Annotated in this window: 14 protein-coding genes, 1 tRNA gene and 1 other RNA gene; 6 read left to right on the forward strand and 10 right to left on the reverse strand. The window is 57.2% G+C overall.

The features are described 5' to 3' along the window. Window positions 1–146: 146 nt before the first annotated feature. The gene (locus tag BLV48_RS14315; RefSeq protein ID WP_091827477.1) at window positions 147–935 is read left to right on the forward strand and encodes a TIGR00266 family protein; all 789 of its coding nucleotides are present in this window, start codon (window positions 147–149) and stop codon (window positions 933–935) included. 46 nt (window positions 936–981) lie between these two features. On the opposite strand, the gene BLV48_RS14320 is transcribed toward BLV48_RS14315, so the two are convergent. The 8 genes from BLV48_RS14320 to BLV48_RS14355 form a co-directional block, all read right to left on the reverse strand. Beyond that, window positions 982–4,131 carry a type I restriction endonuclease subunit R gene (locus BLV48_RS14320; RefSeq protein WP_091827478.1) on the reverse strand — a complete coding sequence of 1,050 codons (3,150 nt, stop codon included), beginning with the start codon at window positions 4,129–4,131 and terminating at the stop codon, window positions 982–984. A gap of 40 nt (window positions 4,132–4,171) precedes the next feature. Next, window positions 4,172–4,483, reverse strand: coding sequence for a HigA family addiction module antitoxin (locus BLV48_RS14325; protein ID WP_091827479.1), 312 nt, complete (start codon window positions 4,481–4,483; stop codon window positions 4,172–4,174). Window positions 4,484–4,493: 10 nt separating this feature from the next. Continuing rightward, on the reverse strand, window positions 4,494–4,775 hold the full coding sequence (locus BLV48_RS14330; RefSeq protein WP_091827480.1) for a type II toxin-antitoxin system RelE/ParE family toxin: 282 nt from the start codon (window positions 4,773–4,775) through the stop codon (window positions 4,494–4,496). 87 nt (window positions 4,776–4,862) lie between these two features. After that, on the reverse strand, window positions 4,863–5,804 hold the full coding sequence (locus BLV48_RS14335) for a GIY-YIG nuclease family protein (RefSeq protein ID WP_091827481.1): 942 nt from the start codon (window positions 5,802–5,804) through the stop codon (window positions 4,863–4,865). Window positions 5,805–5,812: 8 nt separating this feature from the next. Then, window positions 5,813–7,183 (reverse strand): restriction endonuclease subunit S, encoded by a 1,371-nt coding sequence (locus BLV48_RS14340; RefSeq protein WP_091827482.1) that lies wholly within the window; start codon window positions 7,181–7,183, stop codon window positions 5,813–5,815. Further along, window positions 7,183–9,198, reverse strand: a complete 2,016-nt coding sequence (locus BLV48_RS14345) for a type I restriction-modification system subunit M (RefSeq protein ID WP_254775053.1) — start codon at window positions 9,196–9,198, stop codon at window positions 7,183–7,185. The genes BLV48_RS14340 and BLV48_RS14345 overlap by 1 nt, the downstream gene beginning before the upstream one ends. 133 nt (window positions 9,199–9,331) lie before the next feature. After that, a non-coding RNA gene (locus tag BLV48_RS14350) (RtT sRNA) lies at window positions 9,332–9,455 on the reverse strand. A 46-nt stretch (window positions 9,456–9,501) separates the two neighbouring features. After that, window positions 9,502–9,578 (reverse strand) — tRNA-Arg (locus BLV48_RS14355). A gap of 288 nt (window positions 9,579–9,866) precedes the next feature. On the opposite strand from BLV48_RS14355, the gene BLV48_RS14360 reads away from it, so the two are divergent. From BLV48_RS14360 to BLV48_RS14380, 5 genes are all read left to right on the forward strand, one after another. Beyond that, a complete protein-coding gene (locus BLV48_RS14360; protein WP_091827546.1) occupies window positions 9,867–10,304 on the forward strand; it encodes a c-type cytochrome in 438 nt (145 codons plus the stop codon). Between the two features lie 101 nt (window positions 10,305–10,405). Next, a complete protein-coding gene (locus tag BLV48_RS14365) occupies window positions 10,406–11,257 on the forward strand; it encodes a DNA ligase (RefSeq protein WP_091827483.1) in 852 nt (283 codons plus the stop codon). A gap of 95 nt (window positions 11,258–11,352) precedes the next feature. Then, window positions 11,353–12,249 (forward strand): phosphate/phosphite/phosphonate ABC transporter substrate-binding protein, encoded by an 897-nt coding sequence (locus tag BLV48_RS14370; protein ID WP_091827484.1) that lies wholly within the window; start codon window positions 11,353–11,355, stop codon window positions 12,247–12,249. Continuing rightward, complete coding sequence (locus BLV48_RS14375) at window positions 12,246–14,378, forward strand: putative bifunctional diguanylate cyclase/phosphodiesterase (RefSeq protein ID WP_091827485.1); 2,133 nt, start codon at window positions 12,246–12,248, stop codon at window positions 14,376–14,378. The genes BLV48_RS14370 and BLV48_RS14375 overlap by 4 nt, the downstream gene beginning before the upstream one ends. Next, window positions 14,357–15,268, forward strand: a complete 912-nt coding sequence (locus BLV48_RS14380; RefSeq protein WP_091827486.1) for a hypothetical protein — start codon at window positions 14,357–14,359, stop codon at window positions 15,266–15,268. The genes BLV48_RS14375 and BLV48_RS14380 overlap by 22 nt, the downstream gene beginning before the upstream one ends. A gap of 21 nt (window positions 15,269–15,289) precedes the next feature. On the opposite strand, the gene hisF is transcribed toward BLV48_RS14380, so the two are convergent. Together hisF and hisA are read right to left on the reverse strand one after the other, a co-directional pair. After that, a complete protein-coding gene (hisF, locus tag BLV48_RS14385) occupies window positions 15,290–16,063 on the reverse strand; it encodes an imidazole glycerol phosphate synthase subunit HisF (RefSeq protein WP_091827487.1) in 774 nt (257 codons plus the stop codon). Between the two features lie 11 nt (window positions 16,064–16,074). Beyond that, window positions 16,075–16,815, reverse strand: coding sequence for a 1-(5-phosphoribosyl)-5-[(5-phosphoribosylamino)methylideneamino]imidazole-4-carboxamide isomerase (hisA, locus tag BLV48_RS14390; protein WP_091827488.1), 741 nt, complete (start codon window positions 16,813–16,815; stop codon window positions 16,075–16,077). Between the last annotated feature and the right edge of the window lie 47 nt (window positions 16,816–16,862).

The following is a 16,862-nucleotide window of genomic DNA, read 5'->3' on the forward strand; positions in this document are numbered from 1 at the left end:
TAACCTGAACCCGGTATTCGGCATCATAGCCCATATGGCTTGAGGTTTCGGAACTTGACCTTCATATTGCGCGACGAGCGGCAGCAGGGTGCTTTCCGTTATACTCATTCACAACAACACGGAGCAAATCGACAGGAGAGAGTGCCATGCGTTGCCATGAAGTGGATTACGAGCTGATCGGCTCGGAGATGCAGCTGGTTGAAGTAGAATTGGACCCGGGCGAGGCCGTCATCGCCGAAGCTGGTGCCATGACCTATATGGAAGAGGACATCGCTTTTGAAACCAAAATGGGTGATGGTTCCAATCCCGACGAGGGTCTGATGGGCAAGCTGTTTTCCGCCGGCAAGCGCGTGTTCACCGGCGAATCGATCTTCACCACTCACTTCAGCAACCGAGGCAGCCACAAACGCCGGGTAGCCTTTGCCGCGCCCTATCCGGGCAACATCGTGCCTCTTAACATGGCACAGCTGGGCGAAAAGGTGATCTGCCAGAAGGATGCCTTCCTCTGTGCCGCGCTGGGCACCCGCATCAGCATAACCTTCAACCGTCGCATCGGCGCCGGCTTTTTCGGTGGTGAAGGTTTTATCCTGCAGAAGCTGGAAGGCGATGGCATGGCCTTCATTCAAGCTGGCGGCACCGTGGTGGAAAAGAAACTGAACGGCGAAACCCTGCGCGTGGATACCGGTTGTCTGGTCGGCTTCACCGAAGGGATCGACTACGACATCCAGCGCGCCGGCAACCTGAAATCGATGGTGTTTGGCGGTGAGGGATTGTTTCTGGCCACGCTCAAAGGCACCGGCACTGTCTGGCTGCAAAGCCTGCCGTTCTCACGCATGGCAGACCGTATTCTGGCCCACGCCCCATCCAACGGCGGCAAGGACCAGGGCGAAGGCTCGGTGCTGGGCGGTATCGGGCGGATGATTGGGGGACGTTGAGTTTTCGCACCTTTGTGCAAGCACCCCTTGCACAAAGGTGCTACCACTACATTCTCTTATTCTGCTCACCCAGCACCTGCTGCCTTAACCACGCCAGCATCAGCCCCTGCAGCTCTTTGGTGATCTGCGGTTCGGACAGATACTTCATCGCAATGCCCTGCTGTGTGTCCATGCGGGCGATCACGGCGTCATCCATCGCTTTGGGGAAGTCGCCATTCATGACCGCAGCGTCGGTGTTGTGGCGAATCTGGTCCATCACGCTTTCGTTCTCGGTCAGCTTGCTGGCCAGCCCTTGCACGAAGTCGAGTTTATCGCCATCGGTGGTTTCGGTGCCAAACAGCTCGTTCATCTTCTCGACGATGTGTGACAGCAGATCGTACTCGCCCTCCTTCGGCTTACCCGTGCCCACGGCGGTGGTGCCGGTGATGTATTGGCCCTCGCCGTCCTTTAGCTTGAGGTCCTGAGTGCGTTTCTGCTTCAGGTTGTAATGGCTCAATGCCACGGCGGTGAGATCGATTTCGTCCTCTTCGATCACTTCCTGACGCAGCAGCGGCAGCAGGTGGCGGCTGTAGACGTTGAGCTGCTCCAGTGCCGGGTCTTCAAATGGGGTGATCTGGCTGATGAACTCGTAAAAGCGGATATAGCTGTTCACGTCTTTCTTGAACAGATCCAGGCTGTCGCGGGTTTCCTCTGCGGCTTTCACTGAGCGTTCGGCATTGGCACGTTCGCTGTCGCTGCCGGATTCGATCAAACGCTTGAGCTGGATACGGGCATCGCGCAGCACTTCGTTGGCGTGGCGGTAGCGCTGGATAAACCGATCCACGGCAGGTTTGATGTAGCCGGTCAGCGCCTCGGCGCCCCGCTTGGGGTCGAAGTAGGCGTCGGCAAATGCTTCCACCTCATGCCACTGGAGGATGCTGTTTTCCAGAAGCTTGTGCTGCAGATCGTATACCAGGTTCGGGTCCGAGGTCTGGTCGAGCTGGGCGGTTTCAAAATACTTCTGGAACTCGGCCAGCACCTCCTGCGGGTCGTTGGTGAAGTCCAGCACATAGGTGGTGTCCTTGCCCGGATAGGTGCGGTTGAGCCGCGACAGAGTCTGGATACAGTCGACGCCGGTCAGTTTCTTGTCCACGTACATGGCGCAGAGTTTGGGCTGGTCGAAACCAGTTTGGAACTTGTTCGCCACCAGCATCACCTGATAGTCGTCGGTATCGAACGCCTTGCGCATATCACGCCCCTTGAGGCCGGGGTTCATGTTGCGCTCGGTGAAGGGATCAGGGCCGCTTTCCAGATCGTTGACCTCACCGGAGAAGGCCACCATAGCCTGAATGCGCTCGTAGCCCTGCTCTCTGACGTACTTGTCGAACGCCAGCTTGTAGCGCACCGCTTCCATACGGCTGCCGGTGACCACCATCGCCTTGGCTTCGCCAGCCAGCAGGTGCATCACATTCTCACGGAAATGCTCAATGATCACCTGTACCTTCTGGCCGATATTGTGGGGATGCAGGCGCACCCAGCGCGACAGACGGGTTTTGGCCTTCTTGCTGTCCACCTCCTGATCGGCTTCCTGCTGCATCGCCAGCTTGTAGGCCAGCGCGTAACTGGTGTAGTTGCGCAGCACATCGAGGATAAAGCCTTCTTCAATCGCCTGGCGCATGGAGTACACATGGAAGGGATGGGGCGGGTTGTCGTCGCTGATCGGCATGCTCGGGTCGTCGGAGCGCCCGAACAGCTCCAGCGTCTTGGCCTTGGGCGTGGCGGTAAAGGCGAAATAGCTGATCTTGTCAGAACCGCCACGGGCTGCCAAGGTGGCGTTCATCACGTCCTCGGCAGACAGTTCATCCTCGTCCTTCAGCTGCTCCGCCATCAACACCTCACGCAGCTGGCGCGCAGTGCTGCCGGTCTGGCTGGAGTGGGCTTCGTCGGCAATGACGGCAAAGGTGCGATCCTGCAGGCCGGTGCTTTCCTGTATCGCCTTGAGCACATGGGGGAAGGTCTGGATGGTGACGATGATAATCGGCGTGCCCCGGCTCAGGGCATCAGCCAGCTGGGCCGACTTGCTGCCGTCGCCTTCTTCGCGGTTGATGCGGCTGACAACGCCGGACTTGTGCTCGAACTGGGAGATAGTCTCCTGCAACTGGCTGTCCAGCACGGTGCGGTCGGTAATCACGATCACCGAGTTGAACACCTTGTCGCCCTCGGCGTTGCACAGGCTGGAGGCCTGATGCGCCAGCCAGGCGATGGAGTTGGACTTGCCGGAACCTGCCGAGTGCTGAATCAGGTACTTCTGGCCGGTGCCTTCCACGCGCACGGTGTTGAGCAGTTTTTGCACCACCGCCCACTGGTGATAACGCGGAAAGATCATGGTCTCTTTAGTGTGGATATGGCCCAGCTCGTCGAAGACCTCTTTCGACTCCAGATGCACGAAGCGGTGCAGCAGCTTGAGCCAGTTATCGGGCTGGAACACCTCGTTCCAAAGGTACTCGGTGGCATAGCCATCAGTAGGCTGATCGTTACCGGCGCCACCCGCCGCCGTGCCCCGGTTGAACGGCAGGAAGAAGGTATCCTTGCCGGCCAGTTTGGTAGTCATCGCCACCTCAAACTGATTCACCGCAAAATGCACCAGCGCCCCGCGCTTGAACTTCAGCAGCGGCTCGTCCTTGCCGTTGGTTTTCGGCTTGCGATCATAGCGGTACTGCTTCTTGGCGTTTTCAAGGCTCTGCTTGAAGCAGGATTTCAGCTCCAGCGTAGCTACAGGCAGGCCGTTGACGAACAGAGTCAGATCGATACGGCCGTCATAGCCGTGGGGACTGTAGATTAGCTCAGGCACCACTCGCAGGCGGTTGGCGGCATAGCGCAGCTCCAGCTCGGGGTTGAGGCTGTTGTCCGGCTTGAAGGTGGCGACTTTGAGGCGCACGCCGCGATCTTCGATCTGATTACGCAGCAGCCAGAGGGTGCCCTTGCGGCTCAGACTGCGCTCGGCAGCATTGAGCAGGTGATGCTCCGGTTCGCGGCCATAGATCTTGCAGAACTTGGCCCAGGCATCGGGCTGGGTCTCCTGCACATAGGCGATCAGGTCGTCCGGGTAGAGGGCGCGTTTGCGGTCATACTGGCTCGACTGCCCCACCTGCCAGCCCTGTGCCTGCAGGGCGGCGATGATGTCGTTCTGAAATGCCAGTTCGCGGCTGTCAGCCATGACGGTTCCTCTTCCATGTATCGGTTGTTGGTGATGCGGGTTATGCGTGCGCTACCTCGGCCAGCGACTGGACTGATGCCAGATAGCTGTTATCGGCATGCTCTACCTCCCAGACATCATAGCGGGTCTGCATGGTGAGCCAACTGGCCACCGAGGTGCCGGTGGCCTTGGCGATACGCAGCGCCAGCTCCTTGCTGCAGGCTGCATGGCCATTTACGAACAGCGAAAGGTGCTTGCGGGAGACTCCCATCGCCTTGGCCGCAGCCGTTACGCTCAGGCCCAGCGGGTCGAGTACGTCAGCCTTGAACACTACACCGGGATGAACCGGTTTGCGGGTACGAATGCGCGTCATGGTGCACCTCTCAGTGGTATTGTTCATAGTCCACGACAATGGCATCGCCATCATCAAACTCAAAGGTAAGGCGCCAGGCGCCCGACACATCAATCGCGTACCGCCCCTGCATCTTGCCTTTCAGGGGATGCAGGCGATAACCCGGCAGATTCATATCCTCCGGGGAGGTGGCGGCATCCAAACGATCAAGGCGGGTTTCCAGCTTGTTGGCATGCTTCGGGTTAATACCCTTGCTGGTGCCGTCATAGAAGAAATCTTCCAGTCCCTTGTGCCTGAAGCTTTTAATCGCCATCCGTCGCGCTTTGATGCGTTACCACTTAGGTAACATTATAGTCATTCACGTCGCAAAAGTGCCAGCTTGTCCTGCTCCAAAGCGGATCTACTGAGCTATATCTTCAGCTGCTTCAATGGTTTCGCATTCAACCTGTTGTGCTTGCCACTCACCATAAGTTGTCTTGCTGCCTTCAACAAACCAGCTGATACGACCGTTGGCACTGCGACCGGAAACCACAGCAGCGGCAGCGCTGGGGCTGGAAAAGGCATGATCCTTGGTGAAGGTACAAAATTTACCCTCACCTTCGACCAGTACACCATCGGTGATCAATTGATCATACAGCCCCTTGTAGCCTCCGTCGGTGCCTACCCATTCAGTACGAGCCTGAGAGCCAGCCAGTACAATGAAGTCACTATCCACTTCCTGAGCCTTTGCGGTGATATTGTGGCGGGGTAGTGTCAGCTCGAAGGTAGGGGAGGGCAGCGTGGTGTTGGCGCTGCTATCAGCGTGGACTGGCTTGGTGGCGGCCTCACGCAGGAAGTCGAACCCTAACACCGGCAGGATGGTGCGGATCTGTTCGATGAAGAACGCCATGTCGGCCTGATCGGCTTCCGGCAGGTTAATGTACTCGTGGGCAGTGCCGTTTTTCAGGCCGCAGCGGCCTGCAGCGGTAGTAAGGGCGATCGACTGGCTTTCCAGATACTTCACATGGGCCTTGGTCAGGTTCTGATCCTTGCTCGTGATCAGGCAGACCCGCTCCCAGAAGTCCTTGCCGCCTTTCTCTTCCGGCTGGTTGTGCTGCTTCAGGCGCTTGGCTACATCGTCGGACTCGCCGATATAGACCAGTGGTCGTGCGGTGTTGTCCGGGTCAGGCCCCACCAGAAAGTAGATGCCGGTACGGCTGCATTCGGGGCGCTTCACCAGCTCCGACAGGCGGGAACGCGGCCCGGTCAGAGCATGACCCGTCCAGTTCATGATCTCGGCGGTCAGCAACCCGTTGGGGCTGCCATCGACCAGAAACAGGCGAATACTGCGTCCTTGCGTCATGGTGACTCCTATACTCGATATTCTGCCGCTTGCTCTGCAGCCATAGGCAGATCGGATTCGGCGGCTTGGGTGCTGGTGTTTAGTTGCCAGTTGCGTACGTCGATCTTGCCGGTGACGGCGGCGGAGATCAGGGCCGTGCGGCGCTCTTGGAGTAGAGCGATCTGTCTTGAGGCAAACTCGCTTACTTGATCAAGCTTTGAGGTCATATTGACGAGATACTTCATGATCTGTTGCCGCTCGATCTTAGGAGGTATTACCAAGGGCGTCTCCTTGATGTTGCTTGAGGAAATGGACGCAAGATTGGTACTCTGCTTTGCCACACAATAAAAATGATATTTAGCATATTTTGAACCGGTAACAAGACTGAGCCACTCAGGTTCAATATCCGACACACGAATTGCGAATACATGATTCTGATGGATGCACGGCTCTAGCTGACCATGCCATACAGCTCCACGCCCGAGCTTGTCGTTATCTCCTCCTTCATTCATTAATACGTCACCAGACTGGAGCGTGTACCGCATCAATTCATGTGGTTCAATTTCAATTTGATGAACGTCATCAAGCTTCACGTAGCCGTCCTGAACATTGGCCACACGAAGCATCGGCACACTAATTGTCTGCTTACCTGAAAGGTCTTTTCCTTTCGGGATGCCAGACTGAAGTTGTGCGATGTGCTTAAGTCTGCGAATGACCCAATGCGCTGGCACCTGCCCCAACCACTCTACGCCGGAATCTTTCATCGGCACATTGGGATCAAGGCCCTTGGTGACGGCATGGGAGATCACCGCCTGCCGCTTTTCCTTCAGCAACTCGATCAGCCGCTGCTGTTTTTCGATCAGCCGATCGATACGGGCGGTTTCGTGGTCGAGGAAGGCGGCGATGGTGTGCTGTTCTTCGAGTGGAGGCAGTCGAAGTGCAATAGCATTCATATCCGCCTGGGTAAGTTTGTCTCTGGTACTTCCGTTTATATACAAATGGAAATCAACACGATTTAGAGCGTACTTCAAAAAGATAGAACATATCTTGTGGCTATTTGGGCGCAGAATGTGGGCATGGTTATTAACCCAAACTTTCCCTGAAACATTGAAGGCAACGTCCTTGTTTGATTCGAAAAAAGGAGCGCCATCCTCCCCGATGAGTACTAAATCTTCATCGAATAACCATTCTCCAACGTGGTCAACAACACCGTTGGCCCCCCAGTATGGATATGGGCCGGGCATTTCACCGCGCTCTGTTGCATTCAGCGGTATGCGTTTACCGTCCAAACACTCCGTCAAGTAGCGTACTTTCGATATGATCCAGCTAGAAGGAATCAAGCCTAACCAAGAGTAGCTGGAGTTTTTATATTCAGGATACGCCTGATACTTCGCCGCCATCAGCTATGCACCTCCGCCAGCAGTTCCATGATCTCGCGGCTGACCTTGTCCAGATCGGCGTCGATCTCTTCCAGTGAGCGCGGTGGCTGGTACTGGTAGAAGTGGCGGTTGAACGGGATCTCATAGCCGACAATGCCCACCTGGCCATCCTGCTCGTCGCATTTGCTCTCGTCGATCCAGGCATCCGGCACGTGGGGCAGCACTTCGCGGGCAAAGTAATCATGAATATCTTCGCCCAGCGGTACGTTTTCGTTGTCGCGCAGGTCCGGGTTAGCTTCCGGCTGGCCTTTGGATTTACAAACTTCCGCTTCGTCGTCCTGTTCGCCGATCTGCTTGCACAGCAGCTTGAACGCGGGTGTGGGCAGTTTGATCTCACCCAGCAACGCAGTGAGCTGCTTCTTGAACTGGGTGCGTGACAGCAGCCGGTCCTGATCGAATCGGCTCAGGGCGTCCAGAATCGCACTCTGCAGGTTGCCGTCCAGCTTCTCCCAGGCCTTGTCGGCCTGCAGGGCGGCGATGCGCTCGGCATCTTTCGGGTAGAACGCCAGTTTCAGCGGTCGCTCGACGGTGATGCGGCGGTAACCGAAGTCGGTGGTGTTGAACACCTTGGCGATGCCGGAGGCTTCCAACTCGGCGCTGTCGTAACGGCTGTAGAGGCCGACGATCTTTTCCAGCGCTTCGTCGTTGAGCTGCTTGCGCTTGGAACCCAGCGACTTGCGCATGGGGCTGTGCAGATCGGTGGCGTTGATCAGCAGCACCTTGCCCTTGCGCTCCACCGGCTTGTGATTGGACAGCACCCAGATATAGGTGGCGATGCCGGTGTTGTAGAACATATCCGTGGGCAGGGCGACGATGGCGTCGAGCAGGTCATGCTCCAGCACATAGCGGCGGATCTCGCTCTCTCCACTGCCCGCACCGCCGGTAAACAGCGGTGAGCCGTTGAGGATGATGCCGATGCGGCCACCGGGGTTGGTCTCGGTTTTGGGTGCCATTTTGCTGATCAGATGCAGCAGGAACAGCAGCGAGCCATCGGATACTCGCGGCAGACCGGGGCCGAAACGGCCATTGAAGCCCTGCAGCTTGTTCTCGTCCTTGATCACCTTTTCTACCTTCTTCCAGTCCACGCCGAACGGCGGGTTGGAGAGGCAGTAATCGAAGGTGTTGCCGCGCAGCTGGTCGTTGGAAAGCGTGTTGCCCAGCTTGATGTTGTCGATATGCTGCCCCTTGATCAGCATATCCGCCTTGCAGATGGCGTAGGACTCGGGGTTCAGTTCCTGGCCGAAGGTCTTCAGGCTGGCGCGTTCGTTCAGCTCCAGCAGGTACTCCATGCCGCTGGAGAGGAAGCCACCCGTTCCCGCTGTCGGGTCGTAGATCGTTTTGATGATGCCCGGCCTGGTCAGCGCTTCGTCGTCACCGCTGAACACCAGCGAAGTGGTCAGGCGCACGATATCACGCGGGGTAAAGTGCTCACCGGCGGTATCGTTGGCGCTTTCCGCAAAACGGCGGATAAGGTCTTCGAACACCAGCCCCATCTGGTAGTTGCTCACCGCCTCCGGCGACAGATCGAAATGGGCGAACTCCTGTACCACGCGGTACAGCAGGTCGGCTTCATCCAGTTTGTCGAGGCTGCTTTCGAAACTGAAGTGCTCGAAGATCTCCCGCGCATCCTTGGAGAAGGCGCGCACGTAGCTGTCCAGGTTATCGAAAATATGCGTTTCGCCCAGGTGCGCCAAATCCAGCTTCGAGGTGTTGTAAAACGTCTTGTCGGCGGCATGGAGCAGCACCTTATGGCGAGCGTCATCCAGCATCGCTTTGCTGCTTTCGGCCAGCGCCAGCACTTTGTCCTTGGTCGGCGCCAGCACGCACTCAAGGCGGCGTAGTACGGTAAACGGCAGGATGATGCGGCCATACTGCGACTGCTTGAAGTCACCGCGCAGCAGATCGGCCACCGACCAGATCAAGCCAGCCAGCGAGGCGGTGGAGGTGTTCATGGAAGCAGGGTCTTTGGGCAGCATGCGGCGATCCTTGCAACAGGTAAAAGGCCTGTTTGGTTGACGGTTGATTTGGCTATGGGCGAAATCATATCAACAAATCGAGCAACATAGGTGCAGCGGGCAACAAAGCGGAGCAAAGAAGAAAGGTAAAAAATGGCGCGCCTGGAGGGATTACTCGGCTACGCCTCGCCCTGCGGGTCGTTGCCTTCGGCAACGCGGTCTCGCTTCGCTCGGCTCGAACCCATCGGGGGTTCTCACCCTCCAGGCGATAAGGCTCTGTTTGAAGCTGTAGAGAAACTGGAAGGGTGTTGCAATAAGAAAAAATGGCGCGCCTGGAGGGATTCGAACCCCCGACCAACAGGATCGGAACCTGCTACTCTATCCAGCTGAGCTACAGGCGCGTAATAGAAGTGTTTGCGGGCCATATACTACGGATCAGAACCGTGTTTGCCAAGTGAATTCTAACGCCTCTGCAGCCCGCCGGGTGATCCTTGCGACTAAAAGGCAGGTATAAAGTGGCGCGGGAATGCTTCAACTCAATTTCCGTATGGGCTTTTTTGCCGGTATAATCCCGGGTCAGATTTTTGTGTGCGCAGTCATGTCTGCATCGGGTCCTGCCGCTACGGCATCTTCGACCATCAGCCAGGCATCGCTGCCCCGCCAACTTACCAAGTGATGAGGTCGTGACTGTGAATAAATTTGCTGCAAAAGCTGCATCTGCACTCTGCGCGTTTGGTCTGGGCATGGCCCTGACTGTATCGGTTCAGGCTGCTACTCCTGCTGAAGAACAAATCATCGAGCGCATCAAGCCTGTCGGTTCAGTTTGCGTTGAAGGCGACGAGAATTGTGGCGGTGCTGCAGCTGTTGCCGCCGCTGGCAGTTCTGCCGGTGGCCGTTCTGGTGAAGATGTGTACAAGGCCAGCTGTTCAGCCTGTCACGGCACCGGTGTACTGGGTGCGCCCAAGTTTGGCACCAATGAGCTGCAGCTGCGCCTCGACGAAAAGGGCATGGAAACCCTGCTGACGCATGCTCTTAATGGCTTCAATGCCATGCCACCACGCGGCACCTGCTCTAGCTGTTCCGACGAAGAGATTCAGGCCAGCATCGACTACATGCTGGGTAACTGATACCTCTCGAGTACTTGTTTTGGACAGGGGCTGCTTCGGCGGCCCTTGTTGTTTCTGGTCGGCACGGATAGCCGATCCAATCTGACTCAAGGATGATACTCATGTTCAAATCCGCCTCTGCCTTGTTGCTGCTTGGGCTTCCTTTCGCCCTGCAGGCAGCCCCGACTTCTTCGCACACTCCCATGCTTGCCACCTCAATTGGTCCTGACGTAGTGCAACCTGAAAGCTTGCATGACTGGCTGGTCAGTGAAAAATATGATGGTGTGCGTGCCTACTGGGATGGTCGTCAGCTCTACAGCCGCAGTGGCTATCCGATCAACCCGCCCGCCACAATTACGCAGAACTGGCCCAACACGCCACTGGAAGGCGAGTTATGGATTGACTATGGCCGTTACAGCGAGGTCGCTGCCCTGATCAATCGCCACCAGACAACCGCTGATGACTGGAAGAATGTGCGCTTCATGCTGTTTGATCTTCCGCACTGGCCCGGCAATTTCCGCCAGCGCTTAACCCGGCTTGAGGCCCTTATTTCGACAACTGAAGCCGACAACCTCGTGACAATTCGCCAGCACAGCGGGTTGGATCAGCCGGCTCTGGAACGATTGCTGGATGTGACGGTCAGCCGCGGTGGTGAAGGGCTGATGCTGCACCGGGCCAGTGCCTTGTATCAATTCAGCCGCAGCACTGATCTGCGCAAGCTGAAACGGCACCAGGATGCCGAAGCCGTTGTAGTGGCTCACCTGCCGGGCAAGGGCAAATACACAGGCATGCTGGGTGCCTTGCTGGTCGAGCTGGAAGATGGCCGTCGTTTTCGCCTCGGTACCGGCTTCAGTGATACCGAACGGGCCGAGCCGCCTCCCATTGGCAGTCAGGTCACCTTTCGTTATGACGGGTTGACCACGCATGGGCTGCCACGGTTTGCTCGTTTTCTGCGAATACGTCGATCGGAATGACATCGCTCAAGCTCAGGGTATGCCTGGATATGGTTTTCATTCACGGGGTAACGTAGGATCAGTGTCTGTAAGCCCGACCTCTGAATGCGATAGCCATGACTCTTTCCAACCTGACCACCTTCCCCTTACGGCTGGGCAGCACTCTGCTTTTGCTGTTGCTCAGTCTGCCGCTGACTGCACAAACACTGGTGCTGGCCCAAATCAGCGATCGGCCCAAGAAGGATTTTCGCCAGCTGCGACCGATGGTGCAGTTCATGGCAAAAGCACTTGAGGCAGAGGGCTTCAGCCGTGGTGAAGTGCGCCTGTTTCCGGACTATGAACAGTTGAGTGCCGCCATCAGAGCCGGCGAGGTTCACTGGGTGACTGAAACACCGCTGACCGCTGCCCGCCTGGTGCAGGCAGATCTGGCGACGCCACTGCTGCGTAAATGGAAACGGGGCCAGCGTTCCTACCAGAGCCTGATCTATGTGCGTGCTGACAGTGATATCAACACACTGCAACAACTGAAAGGCAAAACAATCGCATTGGAGCACCGGGACTCTTTCAGCAGCTACCTGCTGCCCCTGATGGCGTTACAGGCGGAAGGACTCAAGCCCGTCGAGCTGGACAAGCCCGGCCAGCCCACTCCTGCCGATCAGGTCGGTTACCTGTTCAGCCGCAATGAGAAGAACAACATTCTTTGGGTAGATAAGGGGGTCACGACAGCAGGCAGCGTGAACGATGGTGACTGGACAACAGCCGGCCGCCTGCCTGCCGGTTTGACCGAAAAGATGCGAATTATCCACCGCTCGGAACATTATCCACGCGCATATGAACTGGTAACGTCTGCGCTGGCCCCTGCTGCTGCCGAAGCATTGGCACAACAACTGCTGACACTTGATGACGCGCACCGCTCGCTATTGCAGCGCTATGAGCAGACCCGTCGCTTTGAACCTGCCAGCCAACAGGACCTGGATCTGCTGCAACAGCTCTCTACCGGAATAGCGCCATGAAGCCACTGCGCTCACTGGCTGATCGACTGACGCTCAGTTTTGCACTCGTTGCCTGTGTGCTCGTTACGATTTTGATGCTGACCCTGCTGTCGGCATTCGGGCGTTTTAATCAGTTCACAACAGAAAGCGGCCAGCGTCATATGTCCGAGGTGCTTAAAACTCAGCTGGAACAGGATGCTGCCCTGCTGACCGATACGCTCAGCGCTCAGCTGGATATCCCGTTGTATCATCTGGACTTGACCGAAATCGGCAAGCAGCTGCGGCAGGTACAGGCCCAGCCGGGACTTGATTACGTACTGCTGTTCGACCATGAGCTGAAACTGGTACACGACGGCTCCGAAGCAGTGGCCGATTACGGTCGTCCACTGGAAAGCATCGACCAGGTGCCGGGCGATGCTGAACAAGCCTGGGTGGACAGCACCCTGCACCTGTTCAAGCCGATACAGGTCTCCAACCAGACCATCGGCCAGCTGGCACTGGCGGTGGACTTTACCCGCGCGCTTGAGAATCTGACCGCACACAGCAATGCAATCTCGTCAGAGGCTGCTCAGAAGCAGCGGCAGCTGGCTGGCCAGCTGGTAATGGGGTCTGTAATCCTGTTGCTGCTTGCGCTGCTGTTTACCTGGCTGTTCTGTCGCCGTCTGTTCCGCCCGCTGCGTCAGTTGGCGGATAAAAGCCTGCGCTACGGCGAAGGTGACAAAAGCATCAGCTTCAGACTGGAACAAACAGATGAACTGGGGCAGTTGGGCAATGCATTGGAGCAGATGCGGCGCAGCCTGGAACAAAGCCATCATCAAACTACCCAGCTGGCCTATCTGGACAACCTGACACAACTGCCCAACCGCCACTGGTTCCAGCAATCACTGGAACGGCTGCTGCAGTATTCGGAGCGCAACGGGCAACGGCTGGGTGTTGTCTTTATCGATCTGGATCACTTCAAGGAAGTGAACGATACCGCCGGTCACGACATGGGCGACCTGCTGCTGTTCGAAGCCGCAGCGCGGTTACGCAACTTGTTGCTGGAGCTGAATGTCTGCGATCCGGAAACCGGTGAAGTACTGCTGGCACGCCTTGGCGGCGACGAATTCGTAACGCTTTATCCCGCACCCGAGCGCAGCGACCAGGTTGCCGAGCTGGCTGGCAAGGTCGCCGCGACCCTGGACCAGCCATTCCTGATCGATGGACGCTACTTCAACATCTCGAGCAGTATCGGCATTACTCTGTATCCCGATGACGGCGCCAGCAGCAGTGAAATTCTGAAAAATGCCGATATCGCCATGTACGCGGCCAAGCAGAGCGGACGCAACCAGTACGCCTTCTTCTCGCCACAGATGAACCAGGAACTGTACGAGCGGCTGGAAATACTGCAGGGCGTTCGCACGGCACTGGCAGAGTCCCAGTTTCATCTTGAGTATCAGCCGGTGATTGATCTGCGCAACGGCCGCATTCGAGCAGCCGAAGCCCTGCTGCGCTGGAATCACCCCGAACAAGGGTTAATTTCACCGGCACGTTTTATCCCGTTGATTGAAGACTCGGATCTGATGGAGCCGGTTACCCGTTGGGTCGCTCACCAGGCCATTCATGATCTGCTTGAGCTGCAGGCGCTTTACCCAGGCTTCGCCATCTCGATCAACATCTCCGGTGCCGCACTGCATCAGGCCAGTACTCGAACATTCCTGACTGAACTGATCCAGACACGGGGCGTACCGCCGCACTGCCTGAGCATTGAACTGACCGAGACCAGCATGATTCGTCATCTGGATGACTGCCGCGATACCCTCACGCAGTGGAAAGATGCCGGCATCAACATCTGGATCGATGACTTCGGTACCGGCTACTCCTCATTGAGTTACCTGCATCAACTGCCGATTGATGGTCTCAAGATTGATCGCAGCTTTATCCGTGAGCTGAGACCCGAATCTGATCACTCGCTGGTGGAGTCGATCGTGACTCTGGCGCGCAGCATGAAGCTGAAGACCGTTGCCGAGGGGATCGAAACCGACTCCCAACTGGCGTGCATCACTGCATTGGGCAGCCACTATGGTCAGGGCTTTGGCCTCTATCGCCCCATGCGCTATTCATCTCTGAAACCGCTGCTGGAACAACAATGCACCGAAACCTCCTCCTGAGCGGCCTGCTGCTTGGCAGCCCGGCACTGGCCATGGACATTGAGCTGAAAACCGATCTGGAATACAGCCGCAGCCCCGAAACCCGTGAAATCCAGTACAAGAAAAGCGGTGCCTTTGATGAACTGGACGTAAATCGCAAAACCCGCTGGGAAAGCAAAACCCTGCTCATACTGGGGTTTTGGCAAGGTGAGCGCTGGACGTGGCAGAGTCGAATGGGGATGAACTACCGCCGCACACAGGACATGAGCCTGGAGTTTCGTGAAGATGGCTCACTCAAGAACGACAAGAGTCGAACCGAGTGGCGTACCACTCCCGTTATCGGCGCCGGTTTTCGTTACGACATCGGACGTGCCCTGGGTGGTTATAACTGGACGCTTGATGGTTACCACGACCGCTTTATAGACGTTTCTTACAAGGCCACCAGCGTTGCTCCCGATGCCAACCAGCGCAGCGGTCGTGGTACCGGCCATGAGTCGAAACTGCTGTTGAACGGCGAATACATGACGCCGGTCAGCAGCCTGTTTTTGCAGCCCCGGCTGGAAGTAAAGCATCAATATTTCAGCCAGTGGCATGACAGTGCCCGTGAGCGTGACGAAGCAGCAGAACAGGAGCTGCAGTATGAGGCCAGCCTCTGGCTGAGCTGGATTCCGCCATTGGATGGCTGGGAGCTGACTCTGGGCCCTACCTGGCAGCGGGAAGACAAGGCAGAACGGGATACGGACAGCCACCAGTGGAGCTGGGAAGACGAGGAACGCTGGCTGGGGCAGGTCAGGCTGGAGTACGAAGCCCCTGTGCCCGGGTTTGAATTCGAGTTCAAGATCGAGCGCCATCTGAACGGTCCCGACCGACGCGAAATGAAGTACCAGGCCGAGCTCAGCTACGAATTCTGAGCCCGGCCGGCCTTAGCCTGTTTACAGACGCACTTCAATCCCGTGCTGGCGCATGTATTCCTTCGCCTGCGGGATGGTGTACTCGTTGAAATGGAAGATAGAGGCCGCCAGAACGGCATCGGCCTTGCCCAGAGTGCAGCCTTCCACCAGATGGTCCAGATTGCCAACGCCACCCGACGCAATGACCGGCACATGCACAGCCTCGCTGATGGCACGGGTCACGCCAAGATCATACCCACTCTTGACACCGTCCTGATCCATTGAAGTGAGCAGAATCTCGCCGGCACCATAGTCGACCATTTTCCTTGCCCATTCCACTGCATCCAGTCCGGTCGGCTTGCGGCCGCCGTGGGTGAAGATCTCCCAGCGGTCGGGTTCGCCCGGCTGGCTGACCTTCTTGGCATCGATCGCCACCACGATACATTGGCTGCCAAATCTTTCCGCCGCTTCACGCACGAAGTCGGGGTTGGTCACCGCCGCGCTGTTGATCGACACCTTGTCGGCACCTGCATTGAGCATGGTGCGGATATCCTCGCAGGTGCGAATGCCGCCACCGACAGTCAGAGGAATGAACACCTGAGACGCCATCTTCTCCACGGTATGCACCATGGTGTCGCGGCCTTCATGGGTGGCGGTAATGTCGAGAAAGGTGATCTCGTCTGCGCCCTGTTCATCGTAGCGCTTGGCCACTTCCACCGGGTCACCGGCATCACGAATGTCGAGGAACTTGACCCCTTTCACCACGCGGCCGTTTTCAACGTCGAGGCAGGGGATGATGCGTTTTGCCAGAGCCATCTCGTGTCCTCTTACTTGGCAGTCAGCTGATCGCTCAGCGTCTGGGCCTCGGCCACGTCCAGCGTGCCTTCATAGATGGCACGGCCGGTAATAGCGCCCAGAATACCCTGATCAGCGACTGCTGCCAGTGCCTTGATATCGTCGATATTGGTCACACCACCGGAGGCGATTACCGGAATACCGGCTTCACGCGCCAGTTCCACAGTGGCGTCCACGTTCACGCCCTGCATCATGCCATCGCGACTGATGTCGGTGTAGACAATGGCACTGACACCATCGTTCTTGAAGCGCTTGGCAAGATCAACCGCTTTCACGTCGGTAACTTCCGCCCAGCCATCGATCGCCACATAACCATCCTGTGCGTCCAGTCCCACGATGATGTGGCCCGGGAACCGCTTGCACATTTCGGTGACGAACTCCGGCTCTTTCACCGCCTTGGTACCGATGATGACGTACTCTACGCCAGCATCCAGATAGGCCTGAATGATCTCGGCGGAACGAATTCCTCCGCCGATCTGGATCGGCAGGTCCGGGTAGGCCTCCGCAATCTTCTTCACGATCTCGCCATTGACCGGCTCACCGGCAAAGGCGCCGTTCAGATCGACCAGGTGCAGACGACGACAGCCGGCGTCCACCCACTTGGCGGCCATATCGACCGGGTTGTCGGAGAATACGGTGGAGTCGTCCATGCGCCCCTGACGCAAACGAACACAGGCACCATCTTTAAGGTCAATCGCGGGAATAATCAGCATATCGGCTCAGATCCAGAATAATCAGTAAAAAGTTTTCGTGCGAATGT

The organism is Marinobacterium iners DSM 11526 (assembly GCF_900107855.1).
GTDB classification, from domain to species: domain Bacteria; phylum Pseudomonadota; class Gammaproteobacteria; order Pseudomonadales; family Balneatricaceae; genus Marinobacterium; species Marinobacterium iners.